This window comes from Bacillota bacterium, from assembly GCA_030019365.1.
Classification (GTDB): Bacteria; Bacillota; Sulfobacillia; order JACIYH01; family JACIYH01; genus JACIYH01.
In genome coordinates this window covers 663,703-686,677 of sequence record JASEFA010000001.1, presented here as the reverse complement: position 1 = coordinate 686,677, position 22,975 = coordinate 663,703, and the positions used below count along the sequence as shown (strand labels likewise).

The 22,975-nt window shown below is 68.3% G+C and carries 19 protein-coding genes; 13 read left to right on the top strand and 6 right to left on the bottom strand.

Annotation, left to right across the window (positions count from 1 at the left end; translation table 11 throughout):
* The first annotated feature begins 7 nt into the window (after positions 1-7).
* The 3 genes from QME70_03245 to QME70_03235 all read left to right on the top strand — a co-directional run bounded on the left by QME70_03245 (position 8) and on the right by QME70_03235 (position 4,447).
* Positions 8-1,471 (top strand): phosphomannomutase/phosphoglucomutase, encoded by a 1,464-nt coding sequence (locus tag QME70_03245; GenBank protein MDI6893625.1) that lies wholly within the window; start codon positions 8-10, stop codon positions 1,469-1,471.
* Complete coding sequence (locus QME70_03240) at positions 1,462-2,694, top strand: MFS transporter (GenBank protein MDI6893624.1); 1,233 nt, start codon at positions 1,462-1,464, stop codon at positions 2,692-2,694. Before QME70_03245 ends, QME70_03240 begins: the two co-directional genes overlap by 10 nt.
* Before the next feature lie 103 nt (positions 2,695-2,797).
* The gene (locus tag QME70_03235) at positions 2,798-4,447 is read left to right on the top strand and encodes a glycosyl hydrolase family 18 protein (GenBank protein ID MDI6893623.1); all 1,650 of its coding nucleotides are present in this window, start codon (positions 2,798-2,800) and stop codon (positions 4,445-4,447) included.
* Between the two features lie 43 nt (positions 4,448-4,490).
* On the opposite strand, the gene QME70_03230 is transcribed toward QME70_03235, so the two are convergent.
* Positions 4,491-6,059: a hypothetical protein gene (locus tag QME70_03230; GenBank protein ID MDI6893622.1), complete on the bottom strand. Its 1,569-nt coding sequence runs from the start codon at positions 6,057-6,059 to the stop codon at positions 4,491-4,493.
* 160 nt (positions 6,060-6,219) lie between these two features.
* Here QME70_03230 and QME70_03225 point away from each other — a divergent pair, with 160 nt between their 5' ends.
* Complete coding sequence (locus tag QME70_03225) at positions 6,220-6,510, top strand: hypothetical protein (protein ID MDI6893621.1); 291 nt, start codon at positions 6,220-6,222, stop codon at positions 6,508-6,510.
* A gap of 371 nt (positions 6,511-6,881) precedes the next feature.
* On the opposite strand, the gene QME70_03220 is transcribed toward QME70_03225, so the two are convergent.
* Positions 6,882-7,715, bottom strand: coding sequence for a hypothetical protein (locus QME70_03220; protein MDI6893620.1), 834 nt, complete (start codon positions 7,713-7,715; stop codon positions 6,882-6,884).
* A gap of 103 nt (positions 7,716-7,818) precedes the next feature.
* On the opposite strand from QME70_03220, the gene QME70_03215 reads away from it, so the two are divergent.
* Both QME70_03215 and QME70_03210 read left to right on the top strand, forming a co-directional pair.
* The gene (locus QME70_03215) at positions 7,819-8,970 is read left to right on the top strand and encodes a S8 family peptidase (GenBank protein MDI6893619.1); all 1,152 of its coding nucleotides are present in this window, start codon (positions 7,819-7,821) and stop codon (positions 8,968-8,970) included.
* A 24-nt stretch (positions 8,971-8,994) separates the two neighbouring features.
* A complete protein-coding gene (locus QME70_03210; GenBank protein ID MDI6893618.1) occupies positions 8,995-9,615 on the top strand; it encodes a hypothetical protein in 621 nt (206 codons plus the stop codon).
* Between the two features lie 3 nt (positions 9,616-9,618).
* Here QME70_03210 and QME70_03205 read toward each other — a convergent pair whose 3' ends face one another.
* On the bottom strand, positions 9,619-9,957 hold the full coding sequence (locus QME70_03205) for a hypothetical protein (protein MDI6893617.1): 339 nt from the start codon (positions 9,955-9,957) through the stop codon (positions 9,619-9,621).
* Between the two features lie 114 nt (positions 9,958-10,071).
* On the opposite strand from QME70_03205, the gene QME70_03200 reads away from it, so the two are divergent.
* On the top strand, positions 10,072-11,031 hold the full coding sequence (locus tag QME70_03200; protein ID MDI6893616.1) for a site-specific DNA-methyltransferase: 960 nt from the start codon (positions 10,072-10,074) through the stop codon (positions 11,029-11,031).
* Positions 11,032-11,366: 335 nt separating this feature from the next.
* The gene (locus tag QME70_03195) at positions 11,367-13,769 is read left to right on the top strand and encodes an O-antigen ligase family protein (protein ID MDI6893615.1); all 2,403 of its coding nucleotides are present in this window, start codon (positions 11,367-11,369) and stop codon (positions 13,767-13,769) included.
* 58 nt (positions 13,770-13,827) lie between these two features.
* On the opposite strand, the gene hydF is transcribed toward QME70_03195, so the two are convergent.
* Genes hydF through gabT form a run of 3 tightly spaced genes read right to left on the bottom strand, consistent with a single transcriptional unit; the run spans position 13,828 to position 17,999 of the window.
* Positions 13,828-15,069 carry a [FeFe] hydrogenase H-cluster maturation GTPase HydF gene (hydF, locus tag QME70_03190; GenBank protein ID MDI6893614.1) on the bottom strand — a complete coding sequence of 414 codons (1,242 nt, stop codon included), beginning with the start codon at positions 15,067-15,069 and terminating at the stop codon, positions 13,828-13,830.
* A complete protein-coding gene (locus QME70_03185) occupies positions 15,066-16,589 on the bottom strand; it encodes an aspartate ammonia-lyase (GenBank protein ID MDI6893613.1) in 1,524 nt (507 codons plus the stop codon). Before QME70_03185 ends, hydF begins: the two co-directional genes overlap by 4 nt.
* A gap of 48 nt (positions 16,590-16,637) precedes the next feature.
* On the bottom strand, positions 16,638-17,999 hold the full coding sequence (gene gabT / locus QME70_03180) for a 4-aminobutyrate--2-oxoglutarate transaminase (GenBank protein ID MDI6893612.1): 1,362 nt from the start codon (positions 17,997-17,999) through the stop codon (positions 16,638-16,640).
* A gap of 167 nt (positions 18,000-18,166) precedes the next feature.
* On the opposite strand from gabT, the gene QME70_03175 reads away from it, so the two are divergent.
* From QME70_03175 to QME70_03155, 5 genes are read left to right on the top strand one after another with little or no spacing between them, the layout of a single operon-like run.
* Positions 18,167-18,964 carry a HAMP domain-containing sensor histidine kinase gene (locus QME70_03175; protein ID MDI6893611.1) on the top strand — a complete coding sequence of 266 codons (798 nt, stop codon included), beginning with the start codon at positions 18,167-18,169 and terminating at the stop codon, positions 18,962-18,964.
* A 4-nt stretch (positions 18,965-18,968) separates the two neighbouring features.
* Positions 18,969-19,685: a response regulator transcription factor gene (locus tag QME70_03170; GenBank protein MDI6893610.1), complete on the top strand. Its 717-nt coding sequence runs from the start codon at positions 18,969-18,971 to the stop codon at positions 19,683-19,685.
* On the top strand, positions 19,682-20,482 hold the full coding sequence (locus tag QME70_03165; GenBank protein MDI6893609.1) for a ZIP family metal transporter: 801 nt from the start codon (positions 19,682-19,684) through the stop codon (positions 20,480-20,482). The genes QME70_03170 and QME70_03165 overlap by 4 nt, the downstream gene beginning before the upstream one ends.
* Positions 20,483-20,485: 3 nt before the next feature.
* Positions 20,486-20,905 (top strand): nickel-responsive transcriptional regulator NikR, encoded by a 420-nt coding sequence (gene nikR, locus QME70_03160; protein MDI6893608.1) that lies wholly within the window; start codon positions 20,486-20,488, stop codon positions 20,903-20,905.
* Between the two features lie 47 nt (positions 20,906-20,952).
* Positions 20,953-22,947, top strand: a complete 1,995-nt coding sequence (locus QME70_03155; GenBank protein ID MDI6893607.1) for a glycoside hydrolase family 125 protein — start codon at positions 20,953-20,955, stop codon at positions 22,945-22,947.
* Positions 22,948-22,975 lie beyond the last annotated feature (28 nt).

Below are 22,975 nucleotides of genomic sequence, written 5' to 3'. Positions count from 1 at the left end.
TATGGTGATGAGGCTGGCGACGGACATATTCCGGGAGTATGACCTGAGGGGGGTGGTGGGCCGGGACCTGGATGCCGGGGGGGTCTTTCTCCTGGGACGGGCCTACGCCCGTTTCCTGGATGAGGAGAGGAGCCCGGGTCCGGTGGTGGTGGGCAGGGACAACCGCCTTTCCTCGCCCGAACTGAGCCGGGCCGTGCAGGAAGGTCTAATGGCCGGGGGACGGGACGTGGTGGACGTCGGAGAGGTGAGCACGCCTGTCTTCTACTACGCACGCGTCCTGTACGGCATTGACGGGGGCGTGATGGTGACCGCCAGCCACAACCCGCCCGAGTTCAACGGGTTCAAGCTGGCCCAGGGTCACGCCACCATATACGGGGAAGACATCCAGCGGGTGCGCCGCCTGGCAGAGAGCCTGACGACGGGCGCGGCGGCCCCGACTATGGGCGCCGATGCCGACCCTGCCTCTACCGGGGCCACCGTGACCCCTCTGGTGGCCCGGAGGCAGGAGCCCGCGACCGGTGGACGGGAAGAGCGGGATGTGGTTTCCTCCTACCTGGAGATGCTGAAGGAGAAGATCGCCCTGGGGCCGCGCCGTCTCAGGGTGGTGGTGGACTGCGGCAACGGCACCATGAGCCACTTCGCTCCCCGGGCCCTGCGGGCCTGGGGGTGCGAGGTGATCCCCTTATACTGCGAGTCTGACCCCAGCTTTCCCCATCATCACCCCGACCCCATCCAGCCCGGCAACCTGGTGGACCTCATCCACACCGTGCGGGAGTCGGGAGCCGATCTGGGAGTGGCATATGACGGTGACGGCGACCGCCTGGGGGTCGTGGCGGGGGATGGCTCCATCGTTTGGGGCGACACGCTCATGATCCTGTTCTGGCGCGAGATCCTTCCCCGCTATCCGGGGGCCACGGCTCTGGTAGAGGTCAAGTGCTCGCGGGCCCTGGTGGAGGAGATCGAGCGGCTGGGGGGCAAGCCCGTGTTTTCCCGCACGGGCCACTCCCTCATCAAGGCGCGCATGAAGGAGATCGGGGCCGTGTTCACCGGGGAGATGTCCGGGCACATGTTCTTCGCCGACGAGTACTTCGGGTTCGATGACGCCCTCTACGCCACCGGGAGGCTCCTGCGCATCCTTTCCCGCAGCGATCGGGCCCTGCACGAGTTGCTGGCGGACGTACCCCGGTACTGCTGCACTGCCGAAACGCGCATCCCCTGTCCGGACGCGGCCAAGTTCGGCGTGGTAAGCGACCTGGTGGAGCGCTTTCGGCAGACCCACCAGGTCATAGACGTGGACGGGGCCCGGGTCATCTTCCCGGACGGCTGGGGACTGGTGCGGGCTTCCAACACCCAGCCCGCCCTGGTGGCCCGCTGCGAGGCCACCACCCCCGCGGGCCTGGACCGCATCTGCCGGACCATGAAGGTAGCCCTCTCCCGTTACCCCGAAGTGGAAGATTTTCGGTGGGCGTGACGGCACCCGCCCCGAACCTGCCCGGCCCGGGCATGACCCCCCGGGCCTGGCGCCGCAGCCTCATCCTGGTGGCGGGGGGCGTCTTCCTGGCCCAGGTGGCCTTTTCCCTGGTCATCCCCTTTCTGCCCATGTTCCTGCGGGAGCTGGGGGTCAGGAACGGCACCTCCCTGTGGTCCGGCCTGGCGTATTCCGTGACCTTCCTGGCCGCTGGGGTGATGGCCCCGGTGTGGGGGTCTCTGGCCGACCGGTATGGGAAGAGACCCATGATCGTGCGGGCCGGCGTGGGGATGGCCATCACGTACCTGCTCACGGCCCTGGTGACCGATCCCATACAGCTCCTGGTCGTCCGTCTGGCCAACGGGCTGGTCTCGGGGTTCATCCCGGCCGCCGTCATGCTGGTCTCCTGCACGTGTCCCGAAGAGCAGCTGGCCCTTTCGCTGGGGGTGGTGCAGGCCATCGGCGCGGCGGGCGGCATCACCGGACCCCTCCTGGGCGGCATCATGGCCGAGCTGGTGGGCATTCGCACCAGCATGGTGGTGACCGCTTTCCTCCTCGTGCTGGCCACCCTCTTTCCGGTGATCGCTGTGCGCGAAGAGAGGCCCTCCTGCCGGGTGGCTTCCAGTATCATGGGAGACGTGCGGGGTGCCCTGGCCGAGCCCTCCCTGCGGGTGCTGTTCACGGTGCTGGGGCTGGCCCAGGCGGCTGTGCTGGTCACCCAGCCCACCCTGCCCCTGTGGATCGAGGCCATGGTGCCCGAGCGGGCCGAGGTGGTGACCGGAATCGTGTTCTCGGTGGTGGGGATCGCCACCGTGGTGGGCTCACCCCTGGCGGTGCGACTGGGCTGGCTGCGGTACCGCACGCTGCTCTTGCTCAGCCTGCTGGTATCCGCCCTGTTCAGCGCCCTGCAGGCCCTGCCCCACGGGCCCGCGGGCCTGGGTGTGCTCCGCTTCTTCTTCGGGCTGGGGAACGCGGGTGTCACCGTAGCCGGCAACACCCTCATCGCCCGCAGCGTGGGCCGGGAATCCCGGGGCCGGGCCTTCGGGGTCCTCAATTCGTTTATATACCTGGGTTCGGTGCTGGGCCCCCTGGTGGGCGGGGCGGTGGGCCAGGGGATGGGTCTGGCCGCCCCCTTCCACGCGGGTGGACTGCTTCTGGGCGTGTGTGTCCTGCTCCTGCGCTCGGGGTGGAGGCACCTGGTCGCAGAGGGAGGAACCGGCCGGTAGTCGGTAAGCAGAAAGTGGCAAAGGCGGCCGGGGGGGGAACCCCGGGCCGGGCGCCGAATGGAGAACCGGGTTAGACCATAGCTTTTGGCGGGAGAAGCTGTAGATGAGGCCGGCCCTGCGTTCCCTCACCGTCCTGCTGCTGGTGCTCGCCGCCCTGGCGGTGCTGACCGTGCGGCTGATCACGCCCCTGGCAACCCGTGGGGGCGGGGAGCGGCCGGCGGTCCCCGGGCGGCTGGAGGCCATCCTGGGGGCGCGCCGCATTGGTTGGGCGCGGGTCGATGGGCGGGGGGTAGTGTGGCTCCCCGTGCAGGTGGTGCGGGAGCACTTTGACCCTGCCATCCGCCTCATGGAAGGCGACAGGGCACAGACCTCCACCTCGCCCTGGCGACTGGACATGGCCTCTCCCCAGGCCACCGAATTCCTCCAGGCCGCGCCCGTGTCGATCGAGTTCTACGCTCCCGAGGGCCGGGTGCCCATCGAGGCCCTCCAGGAGATGTACGGCATCGTGGTGCAGGTGGCGGGTTCGCGCCTGCTCATCGACCGGGCCGAGCGGGAGATCCCCCGGGTGCGGGCCCTGGCGGACGTGCGCATCCGGGCCCGACCATGGCCCCTGTGGCCGGGCCCCACCGTGCCGGCCGGAAGCACTCTCTTCGTCTACGACCGCGTGGGCAGGTGGTTGCTGGTGCGCACCGAAGAGGGGGTCACCGGCTACGTCCCGGCGGGGAGGGTGGAGGGGGCGGGAGTGCACCGGGTGGGCCGGCCCCCCCGGCCGGCACCGGTGCGGGCGGGTGGCCCGGTGTGCCTCACCTGGGAGCACGTCACCCGTCCGGGCGGTCCCGACCTGGACAGCATCGGTCCTCTCCCCGGCGTGAATGTGGTGTGCCCCACCTGGCTGTACCTCAAGGGGGAGGACGGTTCCCTCTCTTCGGGCTGTAACGCCTCCTATGTGAGGTGGGCGCACGGACGGGGATACGCCGTCTGGGTGCTGGTGGGCAACGACTTCGATCCAGACCTCACCCGCCAGGTGCTCCAGGAGGAGCGAGCACGGAACCACCTGATCAGGCAATTGCTCTTCTACTGCCGCCTCTTTGCCCTGGACGGGATCAACGTGGATTTCGAGAACGTGTACCCTTCCGAGAAGCAGCTTTTCGTCCGGTTCGTGGAGGAGCTGGGCCGGCTCGCCCACCCGGAGGGCCTGGTGGTGTCGGTGGATGTAACGGTGAAGTCCCCCAGCCCCACCTGGTCGGGGTTCCTCGACCGCCGGGCCCTGGCCCGGGTCGCCGACTACCTGGCGGTGATGACTTACGATGAGCATTACGCCGGCTCCGCCCGGGCGGGGTCGGTGGCCTCCCTGCCCTGGGTCGAGAAGGGTATCCGCGATCTCCTGGAGGAGGTCCCGCCGGGCAAGCTGCTGCTGGGCATCCCCTTCTACACGCGCCTGTGGAAGGTGGAGCGGCAGCCCGGTGGGGGGTACAGGCTGACCTCGCGCGCCCTGGGCATGGCCGAAGTGGAAGCTCTCCTGGCGGAGAGGGGGGTGGTCCCCCGCTTTGACCCCGCCACCGGCCAGGACCATGCCCGCTGGGAGGAGGACGGGGTCGCCTACCAGGTGTGGCTGGAGAACGAGCGCTCCGTGCTGGCACGGGTCAGACTGGCGGCCCGTTACCGTCTGGCCGGGCTGGCTTCCTGGCGGCGCGGATTCGAGAAGCCCGGCGTATGGGATGTCATCGCGTCCCAGCTCGATTCGCTGCCCTGAGCATCTGCGGCAACCGGCGTTCCCCGGCGGAAGTCCTCCTGTCTCATGGCGACGGGGGCCGCGCACTGAGATCCACCACGTAATGGAAGGGCAGGGTGGCGATACCGGAACGATCCCGGCCGGTCGCCCACACCTGGTGATAGCCTTCCTCGACCGCTTGCAGCAGGCGGCAATGCCAGACGATCTTGCCCTCGTGGAAGTGCTTTTCCACCCGGAAGTATTCCGGATACAGGTCCATATCGTATCCGTTGAAGACTAGCTGCAGGCTGGTGGGGTCCAGGGCCTTGGAGCCATCGGTGGGGTCCTCGTCCGTCCGGGCCGCGGGAACGAACGTTACTACCAGTTCCCGTGCCCTGATGGCTTCGACCAGCCCGGCCTCGACCCGGGGGGGCGATACCCCTGCCAGAGAAATGGCAGGCGGCATCAGGCGATACAGCCACGCCGGCAGGCGGTCTTCCTCAGGTGAGGCGGTGGTCGATGGAACGGTGGTCAGGCCCAGGAGGAAGGCCAGGCCCAGGGTGCGAGGTCCGGCGGGCTCTCCTCTTGCCAGCTCGACGAGACGGGGCAGGAAAGAGGTGTCCACCTCGCTTTGCAGGTTGCCCAGCCAGCCGGCCAGCTCCAGCAGGGGAGTCCCGGGATACAGTCCCCGGGGGATGGGCCAGATACGGACGGCGTAAGGTGGTTCGGTTTTTGGGGCGAGCACGTCCGGGGAGGCCCACTGGGCGATTTCCTCCCCGCTGACCCCGAACACCCCCTGCACGATCTTGTCGGCGCAGCGTTCCAGGTAGGACGCCCCCACCTGGCGGAAGGAGATGAGGCGATCGACGCGCTCCCCAAGCACCGGCCGGAAGGGGCGTAGCAGGGAGTATAGGGTGACCAGCCCTTGCATCACCAGGCCGAATTCCTCCACCATCTCCCCCAGCACAGCAGGCGGGACGCGGGGCAACCGGGCCGCCCAGCGTTCGGAGGTGCGGGTGAGGGGGTTCTCCCCTTCGGGGGCGAAGAGAGCCGGGCGCTCGCCTCGCAGGCTGTCGCCCTCGGGCTGGTAGAGCACCAGGAGGTCGTAGAGCAGCTCCAGCAGGGCGTGGTCGAGCACCCGGTAGTGTTCGAGGATTTCCGGGTAGAAGTCCGTACCGATCACCCGGAACGAGTTGGCATATCCGGAGAAAAGTCCGGGATTGCCGGCGTTGCCCGCCGGGGTGCCGTCCCGGGCGATGGGGGCGTAGTGGGCCCACCAGTCCGCCATCTGGTGGGCCAGCCACCCGCATGCCACGGCCAGGTCGGCCGGGGGACCGTGCAGACACTGCTGCACCAGGGCGTATCCGAATCGCGGCAGGCCGTGGGCGTTGTCCGGTATCCAGTTGTGCATGTAGTCATAGAGGGGGCAGCGCCTGAGCACGTGGTGGGCGGAAATGGCGTCGGCCGAGGCGGAGGCGCGGGCGAAGGTCTCTTCGTGGCCCTGCAGGCGCTCGGCCAGGTCGTTGGCCGCCAGGTCCGGGCATGTCCGTACCTTGCGCCAGGCCAGGCGGGCAACCTCGATGTGCGTGAAAGGGCCCCACCCCAGCAGGGGAGCCAGGGGCAGCAGTGCCGCCCTGGCCAGGAACGCCCTCATCCTATGCCATGCCCGGCGCCAGCGCGACCCGCCCTCCATCCTCATCCCCCTACCCTTGATATGCGGGGACGGGCGTTACCGTGCCATGGGAAACCGTGGTACCCTGGTCGGACGGTCCGGCATATTATGTAGCGAGTAACCGGCAGGAAGGATGACCGCTGTGAGCCAGGCAAGTCAGCAGGTTCGCAGTCTCCTGGTGGAAACCGAGTACCTGGTAAGGCTGCACGGCTCCATGCTCTTCGTACTGAGTGCCATGATTCCTCTCTATCCGCTGGGCAGGCAGGTAATTGCCCCCGAGCGGCCCCTCCAGGAGCCTGGCCGGTACACCCGGGCCCGGGTAGAGGCACTCATTGTGCTTGCTGCCCTGGGCGTGGCCGCTCTGTTCCTGCCCCTCCATGCGCGTTTGCTGTTGGCGGCACTGGATGCCCTGAGAGGAGGTGAGGCGTCGTGAAGAAGGGGATGAACACCACCGGGCTGGTCTGGTGGCTGCTGTTCATCATCTTCCTGCCCATCATCATTCTCCTCTGGATCATCTTCTAGGGGAGCCCGGGACCCGGGTAGGGGGCGGCGAAGGGCTGCCCCCTACTTGTTGGAGGGCGGAAGGAGGTGCCCGCCTCTTGCAAATTGACTGGCTGCTCGTCGTGGTAATGATCCTGGCGTTCCTCCTCATCCTGCTACCCCTGTTCTTCGTTCCCGCTCCGCCGCCTGCGCCTCCGCCTTCGTGAGATCGCGCTCCGCCTTAGCAAGGCATGCCTCCGCCTTCGCAACAGGGCGAACCGGGGGGCTACCTGCCCCCCGGTTCAGCGGTGGGTTTGCCCTGCCTTACTGGCCTGCTCCTGCTCCGAGGGGGAAGAAGAAGAACAGCAGCAGGAAGATGAGCAGGATGATGATGATCCACCAGAAGAACCCGGGATCGGGCGACTGTGGCTTCACGGCCTGCACCTCCTTTCTCCTCGATGTGGCCTGCGGGTGACCGGCTTCACTACATAATATGGGGCTTGCTGCCGGATGTGCAGACCCGGTACCCGTTTGCCGCAGGAAGCGGGCCAGCAGCCGGGCGGCCAGGAGACGGAAAGACTCGGAGGTGACGACTTCCCGTACCAGGTGACCCGGGATGGGGATGCCGCCTTCTTCGGTCGCCAGCCGGGAGGCCACGGCACCGAAGAAGTGGGCGGCCGTCTCCAGCGAGCCCTCTACCGCCCCCAGCTGACCGGCCACCGTGGCGGTGAGCACCCCCATGCGTTCCAGGCGTGCCTGGGGACCGCGCTCCAGAATGGCCTGGCGCCATCTGGCTTTCCACCCGCCGGTGTCCTCCCCGCCTTGCCCCGGAATCGCGGGCATCTCACCGGGCAGGTTGTCCCCGGGGGCGGAACCACCGTCCGGTTCCGGGCTCTCCCCGTGTGCCGGCGGCGGCACGCCTTCGCCTTCGCCGGCAGCCGGGACCGGCACGCCTTCGCCGGTCGCCAGTTCCCGTGCGCCTTCGGTTTCTCCCGTTCGCAGTGGCGAAGGAGCGGCGGCAAGGGAGTCGACCTGGCGCTTGAGCTGCTCCAGGCGGTCCAAGATCTCCCGCAGTTCCAGGCGCCGCTGGCGGCTACAGGCGATTTCCTCTTCCAGTCTCCTCAGCTTTTCCTGCCAGTCGTCGGTGCTGACCGGCAAACCCGGCACCTCCTCGCGCGGGCGGACAACGCACGCCCTTGCTGACGCTGACATAGATATGGGGCAGCAACATCATATTCTGTCAACGCGGGAGGGGTTCCCCGTGTGGCCAATTGCTGGTGTGCTGCTGCTCGGCGTGGTGGGTGCCGCGGCGTCCCGGAGCCGGGGCAGGGTGGTTCCACCCCGGGAGCGGAAAATCGTAACGTTCTGGAAGGACGTCCCCCTGGCGCAGGGAATGGGCCTGGTGAGGTCCCTGGGCGGGGAAGTCATCGGCGAGTTGCCCCTCATAAACGGGGCTCTGTGCGAGTTTCCCCGGGCGACTTCCGAGTTCTACCGTGCCCTGGCTCTGTCGCCCCAGATCATGGACGTGGAAGAGGACGGCGTCATGCATATCCTCTGCTGGTGGCGCAGGCCCAGCGTCCCTGCGGACCAGACGGTGCCGTGGGGGGTGCAGAGGGTGGGAGCGCCCCGCGCCTGGGAGCAGAGCCGGGGAAGGGGGGTGAAGGTGGCGGTCGTCGACACGGGTGTCAACGCCGGTCACCCCGACCTGAAGGGGGCGGTGAGAGGGGGTACCAACCTGGTCGATGCCGGGAAGCCTCCCCAGGATGACAACGGTCACGGCACCCATGTGGCGGGAATCATTGCCGCCCGCGACAATCAGATCGGAGTGGTGGGCGTGGCCCCGGATGCCGAAATATACTCGGTGAAGGCCTTTGACGGCCAGGGGTCGGGGGCCATCTCCAACATCATCTCCGGCATCCAGTGGTGCCTCGAGCACGGCATGCAGGTGGTCAACATGAGCTTCGGGGGCAACAAGAACCGGGCTCTGGGCCGCGCCCTGCAAGCCGCCCTCGATGCCGGGCTGGTGCTGGTGGCGGCCGCGGGTAACAACGGCCGTCCTGACTCGGTAGATTACCCCGCCACCCACCCGGGTGTGATTGCCGTCAGTGCCCTGGACGCCGGCGATACGCTGGCCCGCTACAGCAGCCGCGGTCCCGAGGTGGACCTGGCAGCGCCGGGGTCCCGCATCCTCTCCACTTACGGAGATGGGTACCGCGAGCTGAGCGGCACCTCCATGGCAGCACCGCACGTGAGCGGGACGGCGGCCCTGGTCCTTTCCCGCTGGCCCCGGCTGGGCAGAGACGAGGTGGAGCGTCGCCTCAAGGAGACCGCCGCCGGGCTCCCGTCGCTGGGCCCCGACGAGCAGGGGGCGGGGCTGGTGAACGCCCCTGGCGCTGTGGGCATAGAACGGTAGAGACCGGGGCGGGAGGACGGGACGTTGGAGACCGCCGGGGTGGAGCAGGCCGTGCAGGCCTGCCGCAGGAGGAAAGAGGAGCTGGATGCCCGGCTGGCGGAACTGGAATCCCGGCGCCGGGATCTGATCTGTCACCTGGAGAAGTTGCTCCCCCGCGAGGAGGGGGTGCGCACCGGCGCCGGGTCTGGTGCCCCCGCAGCCCCGCCGAATGTGGGCTGTCACCTGTCCCGTCCCCGTGCGGATAATAGGGATTCTCGTGCGGAGAGTGCGGATCCCGCTGGCGGGGGGTTCCCCGCCAGCCGGGAGGAGGAACTGGACTGCTGCCTGGGGCTGCTGAAGCTCCGCTGCCAGGCCATGGCCGAGGAACTGGCCGAGGTGATGCTGCTGGCGGAAGCCCTGCACGCCCTGGCCCGCACCCGGGCATTACCGGCCGGGCCTTCCGCGCCCGGCCCCGTTGCGGACACCGGGGAATCTCCCCCGTCAGCGGCGGCAGAGACCGGTTCCGCGCCGCCCGCGCCGCGGGCGACGCCGGCTTCCGCCGCATCCTCGCCGGCACCGGGGGCGGAGGCGCTGGCCGGTATCATCTCTTCCCCCCAGTTTCAGAAGGTGGCTGCCCAGTTGCTGGCCCAGCTGATCAAGAAATAGGGGCTACCCCTGACCGGTCTCGGGCGGGCCGCCTTTCTTCTCCGCCAGGACCCTGGCGAGCACCTCCACGGCCAGCTGGGTGAAGGCGGGTTGCCGCATGACCTCGGCCAGGAGGTCTGCGGTTGAGCCCTGCAGCGCGCTTTCGCCGGTAAGATCCTGCCTTACCGTGTCCAGCAGGTCGCGCAGTGACCCCAGAGAGGACTCTACCTCTTCCAGGCGGGCCCGTCCCATCTGGGTGTGGGCCTTGAGTTGCTCCAGTTGCTGGCCCAGCTGACCGCTCTCGATGGCCTGGCGCAGGGCCTCCTTCAGGGAAGCGGGATCGGGGATCCTGGGTTCGGACATCTGTGGCACCTCCATGATGGCGTTGGTTTACCTGTACAGCATATGTGGCAGCCTCGCGACAGGAGATAGCCGCGCTGGCAGAGAATCGTATCGCTTTGATTGGGGGGAACTCCTATGGACAGGAATCCCGAACAGCTGCTTTTCCCCATGACGACTACTACGAACCTCCCAGGGCCTTTGGGAGGCGAGGAGATGCACGTGGTTTTTGAGCGACCTGTGGGAGAATTTCAGGAACTGAGCGGTTCTTACATATTCTGCGGAAAGGCTGAGGAATGGCTTGAAGCGCTGCCTGCCGGCTGTGCAAGGTGCTGCATAACGTCCCCGCCCTACTGGGGCCTACGGGACTACAACGCCGACGGGCAGATCGGTACGGAAGACAGCCTGGAGGACTACATTGAGCGCCTGGTTGAGGTGTTCGACAAGGTGAAAAGGGTTCTGGCGGATGACGGGACGCTGTGGCTCAACCTGGGAGATGCTTACACGAGCGGGGGCAGGGCCTATCGGGCTCCCGATAAGAAAACCGATAATGGGCATGTGGTCCGGGGGCTACCCTTTCGCCCTCCTACTCCCAGGGGCTTGAAGCCCAAGGACTTGATTGGTATTCCCTGGAGGGTGGCCTTCCGCCTTCAGGAGGAAGGCTGGTACCTCAGGTGTGACGTTATTTGGTACAAACCCAACTGTATCCCAGAAAGTGTCAGGGATCGTCCGACTGTTGCGCACGAATACCTGTTTCTCTTCGCAAAGAACGAGCGATACTACTACGACCATGAGGTTATCCGGGAGCCAAACGGTTCCGGCGGGTTCCGGAACAAGAGAAGCGTTTGGTCTGTAAACACGCAACCGTTTCCGGAGGCCCACTTTGCCACATTTCCGCCCCGGCTGATTGAACCGTGTATCCTGGCGGGGTCCGGACCGGGGGATTACGTACTGGATCCCTTCTTTGGCTCAGGCACGACTGGATTGGTTGCTGCCCAGCATGGTCGGAAGTTCATCGGCATCGAAATCAACCCGCAGTATATTGCGATGGCAGAGAGACGCATCCTTGACGAACTGCAGAGACTGAACGGGGGGTAAGCGATTGGACCCGGTTCCGCACCAGCAGATAACCTTCGCCAAATGGCTGCGGAAGCTTCAGGGGACCATGCTTCAAGAGGCCCTGTGCGCGACATCTTGTGGCTCGAGCAGGAATTCCATTTGTGCTGGAACAATCGGCAGGAGGCGGGGGGTAGCTTTTGGGGCCGAAACGAGCGAGCCGTAATCCATCCAGGGCAGGGGCGAGCCAACCTGCCGCAAACCAAGGGGGCTTTCCGCAGGCAAAGGGGCGTGCGCGGCCCGCCCCGCTGAGCCGGTGGCGCGAGAAAGACGTTTGGGTCCGTTGTCTGCTGGCGATCCCCCTGCTGGGAGTGCTGGTGGTAGGGCCCTTCTTCCGGGGGTTGTTCTTTCCGGGGGAGCAGCTGGTGGCCCTGGCGGTTGTCATGGCGGTCTTCGCGGGATTCTGGGTGTACTCGGCGCTGCGGGGATACGAGCGCCCCCGGCGGTACCTGGAGTGGGCGGGCCTGGCCCTGGTCCTCACCTACTGGGCAGCCGTCCTCACGGCGGTAACGCCCCGGGCGGCAGTGGGAGAAGCCCTCCAGTACACTGCTTACCTGGCGGTGCTGTGGATGTTGGCCCGGCTGGGAGACGGGCAGGAATGGCGGTTTGCCCTGTCGGTTCCTCTGGTGGTCGCGGCCCTCGGGGTGGCGATCTTGGGTCTGGGGGCGGCAGCGGGGACCTTCTCGTACCCTGGTGCCTTCGAGGGGGGTCGCATCTGCTCCAGCCTGCAGTACCCCAACACGGCCGCCACCTACCTCACCGCCGGGTTCATACTGGCCAGCGGGTTAGCCGGTTGGGCTGCCGGCGGCAGCGGACGCGGTGGCCCGGGGTCGGGCCTGGGCTTTCCCCGCTGGTCGGGCCTTCTGGGCGCGGGCGCACTGGCCGGTTCCATGTCGGTGATATTCCTGGCCTTCGTGTTCACCCTCTCCCGGGGCGGTTGGCTGGTGTTTCCCCTCCTGCTGGTGCTGCTGGGTGTGCTCATGCCCCGGGGGCAGCGTGCCCTCAGCCTCTCGCTCCTGGTGGCGGCGCTGCTGGGGGGCCTGGCGGCCGTTCCCGGGCTGGGCCGGGTTATGAGCGGTCCCGGCGGTGAGGCGGTGTGGATGTACACTACCCTGGCCTTTGCCCTGGGAGGGCTGCTCGGTGCGGTGGCCCGGCTGGCCGTGTACGTGGCGGCAGGCCTGGCGGCGCCCCGGACCGGCTCGCGCGCCGCTACCGGCTCCGGCGCGGTCCGGGTCACACCGCGCGTGGCCGCCGCCCCGACCGCAGAGCGCGTTGTACCATCAGCCGCAGCGCGGCCAATCTCACCCGCGATCAGGACGCTGCGCCGGGTGGCGGTGGAGGTCGTCATCCTGGTGATGGTGGCAGGGGTGGTCCTGGTCCTGGCGCGGCCGGCAGCGGTGGCCGCCCTGGTGCCCCGCCAGTTGCGAGACCGGCTGGCGGCCATCAGCCTGACCGAATCAGGAGCCCAGGATCGCGTCCAGTGGACCCGGGATGCCCTGCGGTTGGTGGCCATGCGGCCCGTCCTGGGCGCGGGCGGGGGAGGCTGGAACGCCCTGTACGGTACCATCCAGACCTACCCCTACTTCAGTACCGAAGTGCACAACCACTATGCCCAGGTGTGGGTGGAGGCAGGGACCCTGGGATTCTTTGCCTTTCTGGGGGTCTGGGCGGGCCTGATCTGGTCCTACTGGAGGGCCAGGCAGGTTACCGGGGGGCCGGCCGGGGCGCTCCTCACCGCCACCTTCGTGGCGGCGGCAGGACTGGGCGCCCATGCCGTCCTCGACTTCAACCTGTCCCTGCCGGCGGTGGCCGCCACCCTGTGGGCGCTGTTCGGGCTGGTGGCAGCCGCCGAACCGGTGCCCGAGCCCCGGGGCAGGCGCAGGGCGACTGCACCCTGGTGGCTGGCTGCGGGCGTGCCACTGGTGGCGGTGGCCATCCTGCTCCTCATCGTGTCGCTGCGGGTCGGGCACGCGGCCGGCCAGCGGGGTGCCGCTGCCCTCAACGGCGGCAACCTGGACCGGGCCCTGGTGGAATTCGAAAGCGCCCGCAGGTATGATCCCTGGACGGCTTCCTTTTCCATCGACCTGGGGCAGATCTACGAGAGGATGGGGCGCCAGAGTGGGGCCCCGGGACTGTTCCAAAAGGCCCGGCTGAGCTACCAGCGGGGGGTGGGCCTCGACCGCTACAGTTTCCAGTACCATACCCTCTATGCCAACTTCTTGCTGCGGCAGGGCGAAATCGAACCGGCCCTGCGGGAGCTGGAGACGGCCATCAGTTGCCGTCCCGCCCTGGCGGCGGGGTACGAAAACCTGGCCATCGCCTGCGTGCGGGCAGCCCTGTCCCCTCAGGTGGACGGTGCCCGCGCCCGCCTGTACCTGGAGCGGGTGGCCGGGGTGGCGGGGCAGATGCAGCGCTACTCGGCCCTGGCTCCCGCTTTCGCCCGCAACCGTAAAATGCCCTCTGTCACGCCCCGCATGGTGCTGGCAAGGGGCGAGGCCCTGCTGCTCCGGGGTGATTTGAGCGCCGCCTGCGCGGACCTGCAGGAGGCCGCCAAACAGAAAGATCTCAAACCGGAGGCCAGCCTGTTCCTGGCCGTCTGGGCCCGGCTGGCGGGGCAGGACCCGACCCCCTTCCTCAGGGACGCCGCCTCCATCCAGGACGCCGCCCTCGAGGCCGAACTGATTGCCGCCCGGGCCCGCACCCTCGCTTCCTCGCAGTGACCGTCCGGAGCGGTCGCGGCACTGATAGGGCTGGCACCGGCCGGCCTGTGATTGCGGCTTAGGGCGTCTCGTCTTCCAGGGCCAGGCGGGCCAGCGGGAACGGTTCCAGCACGCGCTCGAGGATGCCGTGCAGGTAGGCGATGGCTACGCCGTAGTTCACTATGGGCACGCCCGCCTGCTGCGCCTGCATGATGCGGTAGAGCATCTCGCGCCGGTTGATCATGCATCCCCCGCAGTGCACGATGAGCCGGTACTGCTTGAGTTCCTCCGGGTAGTCCAGGCCGGACTTAACGTCCACCTGCAGCTCCCCGCCCACCCGCTGCCGGAGCCAGCGGGGGATCTTCACCCGCCCGATGTCGTCGGCCACGGGGTGGTGGGTGCATGCTTCCGCGATGAGCACGCGGTCGCCGGGCTCCAGGCGGTCGATGGCCTTCGCCCCCCGCACCAGGGTGGGCAGGTCGCCCTTGTGACGGGCGAACAGGATGGAAAAGGAGGTGAGCCAGACGTCGCGGGGAGTGTCGGCGCTCACCTTCGCGAATACCTGGGAGTCGGTGATCACCAGGCGCGGCTTCTGGGCCAGCAGCCCCAGCAGGTGGCGGAGCTCCCTCTCCTTGACCATGGCACCAGAGGCATCGTGGTCCAGGATGTCCCGCAGGGTCTGCACCTGGGGGAGGATGAGACGTCCTTTGGGTGCCGCCAGGTCGATGGGGACCACCAGCACGACCAGGTCCCCGGGATTCAGCAGGTCCCCCACGATGGTGGGAGCCGCCCAGTCCCCCGGGGCGGAGCGCACGATTTCCATCTTGAGCCTGTCGATCCCGTCCCTGGTGAGGGAGCTCACCGGCACAAGGGGGATCCCCAGGCGGTCGGAAAGTTCCCGGCAGGCCCGTTCCGCCTCTCCGGGAGCGAGGAGGTCGGTCTTGTTCAGCACCCCCAGCACCCCGATTCCCGCCGAGCGCAGGCGGGAGACGATTCCCTCTTCGTAGTCGCCGGCCCCGGCGCCCGGGTCCACCACCAGCAGGGCCAGGTCGGTGCGGCGCATCACGCTTTCCGTGCGGCGCACGCGCAGCTCACCCAGGGCGCCGGCGTCGTCAATCCCGGCGGTGTCGATGATCACCACCGGGCCCAGGGGCAGGATCTCCATCGACTTATAGACGGGATCGGTGGTGGTACCCGGTACCTCCGAAACCAGGGCGATGTCCTGTCCGGTGAGGGCGTTGATGAGGCTGGACTTGCCCGCGTTGCGGCGGCCGAAGATGGCGATGTGGAGGCGCTCGCCGCGCGGGGTACGCTCGCTCATGGCTTCCCCTCCCGCGCCCCGGTGCCCTCGGGCTCAGCGCCTTGTTGGTGCACGCGGAGGCACGGACCCTCGACCGGGGTGGGGCGTTTCTTGAGGAGGCGGGAGCCCGGAATGCCGGGGCGGGTGAGTTCCTCCTTGCTGAAGATGACGCGCACGTCCTCTTCGGGCAGAAAGCCCTTTTCCGCCACCACCTGGGCCAGCGGGCGTCCGCGCCGGTGGGCCTCGCCCAGCACCCGGCAGGCCTCCGTGTACCCGATGTGGGGGACGAGGGCGGTGGCGAGGCCGTCGCTGCGCTCGAGCAGGTCGCGGCAGCGCTGCTCGTCGGCCGTGATCCCGCGCACGCACTTCTCCACAAAGATCTCCAGGGTGCGGGTGAGCATGGCCATGGACCCCAGCAGGTGGTGGGCTACCAGGGGGAGGAAGGCGTTGAGTTCGAGCTGGCCGGCCTGGGCGGCCAGGGTGATGGCCAGGTCGCTGGCGATCACCTGGTAGGCCACCTGGGTGACCATCTCGGGAACCACGGGATTGACCTTGCCGGGCATGATGGACGACCCGGGCTGCAGCTGGGGCAGGGCGATCTCGGCCAGGCCCGCCCCCGGACCCGAGGAGAGGAGCCGCAGGTCCCCCGAGATCTTGGCCAGGCTGGTGGCTCCCGCTTTCAGCAGCCCGGAGACCTCCACGAACACGTCGGCGTTCTGGGTGGGGTCGACGGTGTTCTCGGCCCGCGCCAGCCCCAGCCCGGTCAGTTCCCGCAGCTTCTCGATCACCCCAAAGACGTAGCGCCGATCCGCCCCCAGGCCCGATCCCACCGCGGTGCCGCCCAGGTTCACCTGGCGCAGGCGTTCCTCCATCTTGTAAAGGCGCCAGCGGTCACGGGCCACCGCCTCCGCCCAGGCGGAGAACTCCTGGCCCAGGGTAATGGGCACGGCGTCCTGGAGCTGGGTCCGTCCCGGCTTGAGCACACCGGCGAACTGGGCCTCTTTGGCCTGCAGGGCCGACTGCAGGGCGGCGAAGGCGTCCGTGAGCGGCCGCAGCAGGCGGATGGCGGCGATACGCAAGGCCGTGGGGTAGGTGTCGTTGGTGGACTGGGAGAGGTTGATGTGATCCAGGGGGTGAACGAGGGAGTAGTCACCCCTGGTGCCCCCCAGGATCTCGATGGCCCGGTTGGCCAGCACCTCGTTCATGTTCATGTTGGTGGAGGTGCCGGCGCCGCCCTGGAAGGCGTCTACGATGAACTGGTCTGCCAGAGCGCCGGAGGCGACCTCGGCCGCCGCCCGGGCGATAGCCTCGCCGATGCGACGGTCGAGCAGCCCCGCTTCCACGTTGGCCAGGGCGGCAGCCTGCTTCACCAGCGCCATCGATTTGATCAGCTCGGGATGGACCTTCTGACCCGATACGGGAAAGTTGGCCGCCGCCCGCACGGTGGCGATCCCGTAATATACTTCCTGCGGTACCTCCACCTCTCCGAGGAAGTCCCGTTCTGTCCTGGTGGCCGTGTTTTCAGGCCTCCTCGCTTTCAGACCTCCGCGCCGGGGCCGGCAGCGCCCGGTCGGGCGCCGGTGTCGCCGTCAGACCGGTACCTTTAGCCCCGCTTCCTCTTCCACCTCGGCAATGGCCTCTTCCATGACGTCCAGGGCCTCCGCCAGTTGCTCTTCGGTAATGACCAGGCTGACCAGCATGCGGATGACGTTGCCATAGAGGCCGCACTTGAGGGGGATGACTCCCTTCTGCATGCAGCGCCTGAGCACCTCGGAGGTTTCCCGGGGGGCCGGTTCCTTGGTGGCGCTATCCTGCACCAGCTCGATGCCCACCATGGCGCCCAGGCCGCGCACGTCGCCGATGAGGGGATGGGAGTCCCGCATGGCTTCGAAGCGATCCCTCATCGTGCGTCCCAGCCGCTGGGCCCGGCCCGGCAGGTCTTCCCTTTCCATTATGTCCAGGACCTCCAGCGCGGCCACGCAGCCCACGGGACTACCCACGTAGGTGCCGCCGATGCGGTTGTCGCCGGGGGCGTCCATCACCTCTGCCCTGCCCACCACGCCGGAGAGAGGGATACCGGCCGCCAGGGACTTGGCCACCGTGACCAGGTCCGCCCGCACGCCCGAGTGCTCGAGGGCGAAGAGCCGCCCGGTGCGGCCGAGCCCGGTCTGTACTTCGTCCGCTATGAGCAGCACCCCGTACTTCTGGCAGATTTCCGCGACGCGGCCCAGGTACTCGGGGGGCGGCACCACGAATCCACCCTCACCCTGGACGGGCTCCACGATGACGGCGGCGGTATCCTCCGGGGCCACGAACAGCTCCAGCATGCGGTCGAGCAGGTCGGCGCAGGCGACCCCGCACTCGGGGTAGGTGGCGCGGATGGGGCACCGGTAGCAGTAGGCATACGGAACCCGGTACACCTCGGGAGCGTAGGGGCCGAAGCCCGCGCGGTAGGGCTTGCTCTTGCTGGTGAGGGTCATGGCCATCATGGTGCGGCCGTGGAAGGCCCCCTCGAAGGCGATGATGGCCGGGCGCCTGGTGTACGCGCGGGCGATCTTGATGGCGTTCTCCACTGCCTCGGCACCGGAGTTGAAGAAGGCGCACTTGGCCGGTTGCCCGACCGGAGCCCTGGGAGCGAGCCTTTCGGCCAGGGCAACCAGGGACTCGTAGGGGATGACCGTGAAGTCGGTGTGGAGGAAACGGTCCACCTGCCGGTGCACGGCTGCGGTCACCTGAGGATGGCAGTGCCCCACGTTGAGGACGCCGATGCCTCCCGTCAGGTCGATAAAGGTATTGCCGTCGATGTCGGTCACCAGGGCTCCCCGGCCGTGGTCGATCACCACGGGTGCATGGACCGAGAACGCGGCCGCCACGTGACGGTCCTTCCGCGCCAGCACTTCCCGCGACCGCGGTCCGGGTACCTCGGTGACCAGTCTGATGAAGTTGCGCACCACACACCCCTCCTCTTTGTATACGGTGCCGAATACCCGATTCGGTGGCCGGGCGGTTCTTCCCTTCCCCATCATAGCGTACTCGCGGGCCGGGGGCACCGTAATCCTATTGTCATCTACTTGCAACATTTTTTCCAGGGGGGTAATATGGGTGCGGAGGTGCGGGTATGATCGAGGAGCTCAGGCAGGAGAACCTGCGCCTCGCCCAGGCCAACCGCGAGCTCGAGGAGCGGCTGGCTGCGTTGCGGCGGGCTAACGCCGAGCTGGCCCGGGCCTGCCAGTTCACCTCGGATTGCTGCCACGAGCTGCGGGCGCCGCTCGCTTCCATCATCGCATACGCCGAGTTGCTCCAGGAGGGAGCGGGAGGCTCGCTCACGCCCCTCCAGCAGGAGTACGTCGATGGCATCGTCGAACAGGGTCAGGAGCTACTCAGCTCCATGAACGATATCCTGGACCTGGCCCGCATCGAAGCGGGCCGCATGGAGGTGCGCACTGCGCCCCTTCGCCTGTCTGAGGTCATCGCCCCCCTGGTGAAACGGATGGAGCCCCGCGCCCGGCGCAAGGGCCTGTCCCTGCAGGTGGACCTGGGGGGCGAGGGACAGACCCCGTTGGTTGAGGCAGACCGTCAGAAGGTGGAGAGGGTCCTGTGCAACGTGCTGGACAACGCCGTCAAGTTCACGCCGGCCGGAGGGGAGGTCAGGGTCAGGGCGGCGTGGCACTCCCCGTCCGAGGCGGTGGTCACGGTCCAGGACACCGGTCCGGGCATCCCGGAGGAGGAGCAGGAGGCCATATTCGACCGCTACTACCGGGCGCGGGATGAGGGGGACGGTGCCGGGACGGGGCTGGGCCTCACCCTGGCGCGCCAGCTGGTGGAGATGCAGGGGGGGCGCATCTGGGTGGAGAGCCGGCCGGGGAAGGGTGCCACTTTCTACATAGCCCTGCCCGTGCGGGCGGGCGGGAGGTGAGGACTTGCCAGGCAGGACGATCCTGGTAGTGGAAGACGATCCCGCCGTATCCCGGTTGGTAGAACACCGCCTCGGCCAGGAGGGATACCGGGTAGTCATCGCCCCGGACGGTGAGCAGGGACTACGCCTCTTCGAGGCGGTGAAGCCGGACCTGGTGATCCTCGACCTCATCCTGCCCAAGATCGACGGGTACGAAGTGTGTCGCATCATCCGGAAGCAGTCTACAGTTCCCATCATAGTCCTGTCGGCCAAGGGCGACGAGGTCGACAAGCTGGTGGGATTCCGCATGGGTGCGGACGATTACGTAACCAAGCCCTTCAGCGCCGCCGAGCTTGCCATGCGGGTGGCAGCGGTGCTGCGCCGGTGTGAGGGTCTCCGGGAGGACAGGGAGGCGGCGGTGCTCGACTTCGGCGAGCTGACCATCGACCGCAGGCGGCGCTCGGTGACGGCCAGGGGCCAGAAAGTGGAATTGACCCCCAAGGAGTTCGACCTGCTGTGGGTCCTGGCCTCCCACGTGGAGTATGTGTTCACTCGGGAGCAGCTGCTGTACCAGGTCTGGCAATCTGATTACGAGGGCGACGTGGACAACGTGACCGTGCTGGTGAGTCGCCTGCGGGACAAGATAGAGGAGGACCCCGCTCACCCCCGTTTCATCAAGACGGTGTGGGGGGTGGGCTATAAGTTCAGCGTCCCCAAGGCGGAACAGGAGGCTTCGACTTGACCCTGGCGGTGGCTGCGGCGGCCGGACTGGCCATTGCCCTCGGCGGGGCAATCCCCGTGGCCCTCCGGGGCAGGCGCTGGCCGTCCGCCCTGTTGCTGGGGCTGGCGGGCGGGGCCGTACTGGCCATCGTGGGTCTGGACGTCCTTCCCGCGGCCCGGGAGAGGGGCTCCCTCCTCACCCTGGTGGCCGGACTGGCGGGGGGCATATCCCTCATGGGCGGGCTGCACCTGGTCCTTGAACCCCACCGGCAGCGGGCCGGAGACGGTGCCGGCGGCAGAGGCGGGAGCCCAGGCGGCGGCCGGGGGGAGGGGGTTGCCCACGTCCACGCCGGACTCTGTCCTGTCCATGGCGACGAGCGCTGGCTCAGGGCCGGCTTCCTGACCTGGACGGCGGTGGCGCTCCACAACGTGCTCGATGGCTTCGGCATCGGGGCGGGGTTCCAGGAGTCGGGACATCTGGGCATGGCCCTGGCGGCGGCGGTCGCGCTACATAATCTTCCCGTGGGCATGCTGGTGGCCACGCCCTTCGTCCTCGGGCAGGCGGGAGCGTTCCGGGCGGTGGGCAACACCCTGCTGGCCGGGATGTGCACGCCCCTGGGGGCCCTGCTGGGCGAAGGCCTGGCCGGCTTGTCGTCCCTTGCCCTGGCCGCCTCGGTGGCCCTGGCGGGCGGCAGCCTGCTCTTCGTCCTGGGCGAGCTCCTGCGCATGTCCTGGTGCGAGTCGCCGGGGCTCACCCTGGTGGGCGGGCTGGCAGGGGCAGTGGTGGCGGCGCTGGTGCATCTGCTGAATGGGGGATGAGCGATGGGGGGCTTGCGCAGGTTCGGGGTCTCCATGGAGGAGGACCTCCTGGAGAAGTTCGACGATCTGGCCCGATCGCGGGGCTACAGCAACAGGTCGGAGTTTCTGCGCGACCTGGCCCGGCGGGAGCTGATCGAGCGGCAGTGGGAGCTGGAGGAGGCCGAGGTGGCGGGGACGGTCACCCTGGTGTACGACCACGATGCCCGGGGCCTGGGGGACGAGCTCACTCACCTGCAGCACGACCATCACGAGCTGGTACTCTCCACCATGCACGTCCACCTGGACGAGCGCAACTGCCTGGAAGTGGTGGTCCTGCGCGGCCCTGCCGCCCGCGTGCGCTCCCTGGCTCACGCCATGATCGCCCGGCGCGGGGTCAAGCACGGGCAGCTCACCATGACCTCCACCGGCCGCGGACTCCCCTGACCGCCCTGCGGTCGGAGCCCGCAAAACGCTGTGTGCAGGAGGTCCGCATGGGGAGCAGGGAGTACCTGACGGTACCGGAGGAGATCGACCGGGCCGAGGAGTTCTGGGTGACCGGTAACGAGTTCGTGGCCCTGCCCGAGATACGAGCGCAGGACGGGGCCGTGCTCTCCCTCAATGTCCTTTCCTGGAGCGCCCGCGGGCTGGTGGAGCTGGCCGGGACGGATAACGCCCCTCTGCTTCGGGTGGGCGTGGAGTCCCCTGCCCCGGAAGGGGAGCCCGGGGGAGGTGGGCGGACAGTACAGCCCGCCGCGCGCTCTGCCGAATCTGCTGCGGGTGGCTGGGAGCCCGGGGGCGCCGGGGTACACCGGGCGGCCGAGTGGATACCGGAAGTGCGGTACCGGGTTCCCTGGGGCACCATGCGGGTGACCTGGCTGACCCCTCCTGGTCACAAGGGCCTCGTCGTCCATGTCGATGTGGACCCGGCTCCCGGCCCGGTGATGCTTTATCTGGAAGGATACCTTGGGGAGGTCCGCCGCCGGGTTTTCACTCCCCGTCCTCTCCCGGTGCCGGTGGTGAGCCGGTGGCATCGGTGGCTGCAGTGCCTGCTGTGGGAGGCGGGGTGCCCCTGGCCCTTCCTGGCCGTGGCCATTCGGCCCGCCCAGCCGGACGCGCGCCTGGAGTCCTGGCCTCCCTGCGGGTTTCGCGTCAGCCGGGAAGGGCACGAGCTCACCGTGGTGCTGGGGTTGGCCCCCGATGGGGACGGGGCCGCCTGCCAGGCCGTGGACCTCCTCCGCCACGGGTACCCGGCCCTACGAGAGGAGTCCGGGCACGAATTGGGGCGGTTGGGGGCGGGGCTGGCCCCACGGCCCGGGGCGGCCGGTTTCGGGGAGGGGTCTCCCAGGGCCGGGCAGGAACAGGAACAAGCCCTGATCTCCCTCTGGCGACGCAACCTGGTCTTCAACTTCTACTACAGCCGGGGGGTGTGCCTGGACAACGAGGAACTGGTGCTGGTCACCTCGCGCAGCCCCCGCTACTACGTGAGCGCTGCCCACTGGAGCCGGGATAGCCTCCTCTGGAGCTTCCCCGGTCTCCTGCTGGCGGACAGGGGCGTGGCCCGGCAGGCCCTGGTGCAGGCCTTCCGGTTGTATTCGCGCCGAGCGGGGGTACACAGCCTGTATCTCGACGGCAGCGAGCTCTACCCCGGCTTCGAGCTGGACGAACTGGCAGCCTTCCCCGTGGCCCTGGGTCACTACCTGGAACGAACCGGTGACCGGTCGGTGCTGAAGGAGGCCCCCGTGCGGGAAGGGATGGTCCGGGTGTGGGGTGCGCTGGAAGAGGTGCGTGTTCGTCCCCACCACCTTTACCGCACCTTTCTTCTGCCTTCGGATGATCCCGCCCACCATCCTATCGTGACCTACGACAACGCACTGGCCTGGAAGGCCCTGAGCGTGTTCGCCGACCTGCGCTGGCCCGGGGCCCGCGAGAAAGCTGTCGGCCTCCAGGCTGACCTCAGGCGGTGGGCGGTGGTGCCGGGGCCCTTTGGGCCCATGTGGGCATGGTCCTTCGACCCGCCCGATGCAGCGGCGGAGGGGGAAGGGGAGCCGGGCGCGGCCGGGAGCTACGTCCTCTACGACGAGCCCCCGGGGTCTCTCGCGCTGCTGGCCTACTATGGCTTCTGTGACCCTCTGGACCCAGTATACCTGAACACCCTGAGGTGGATCTGGAGCACCCATAACCCCTGGTACATGGCCGACGGGCCTTTTGCAGCCCCGGCGTGCCCCCATGCCCGCCACCCCTGGGTCATGTCGCTGGCCAACGGGCTGCTAGTACCGGCCCGCAGCTGGGAGGTCCTGGGGGTGGATCGGGCCAGGTTCCTCAGATTGCTCTCCGCTGCCCCCATGGACGGAGGCCTGGCCTGCGAGAGCATGGATGCCCGCACGGGCACGGTACGCACGGGAGCAGCATTTGCCACCTGCGCAGGGCTGCTGGCCAGCGCCATCGCTCAGGCCTCGCCGCCCCGGCCGTCGCCCGGGCAGGACTGACCGCGTGGGGCGCGGCTGGGCCGGACGC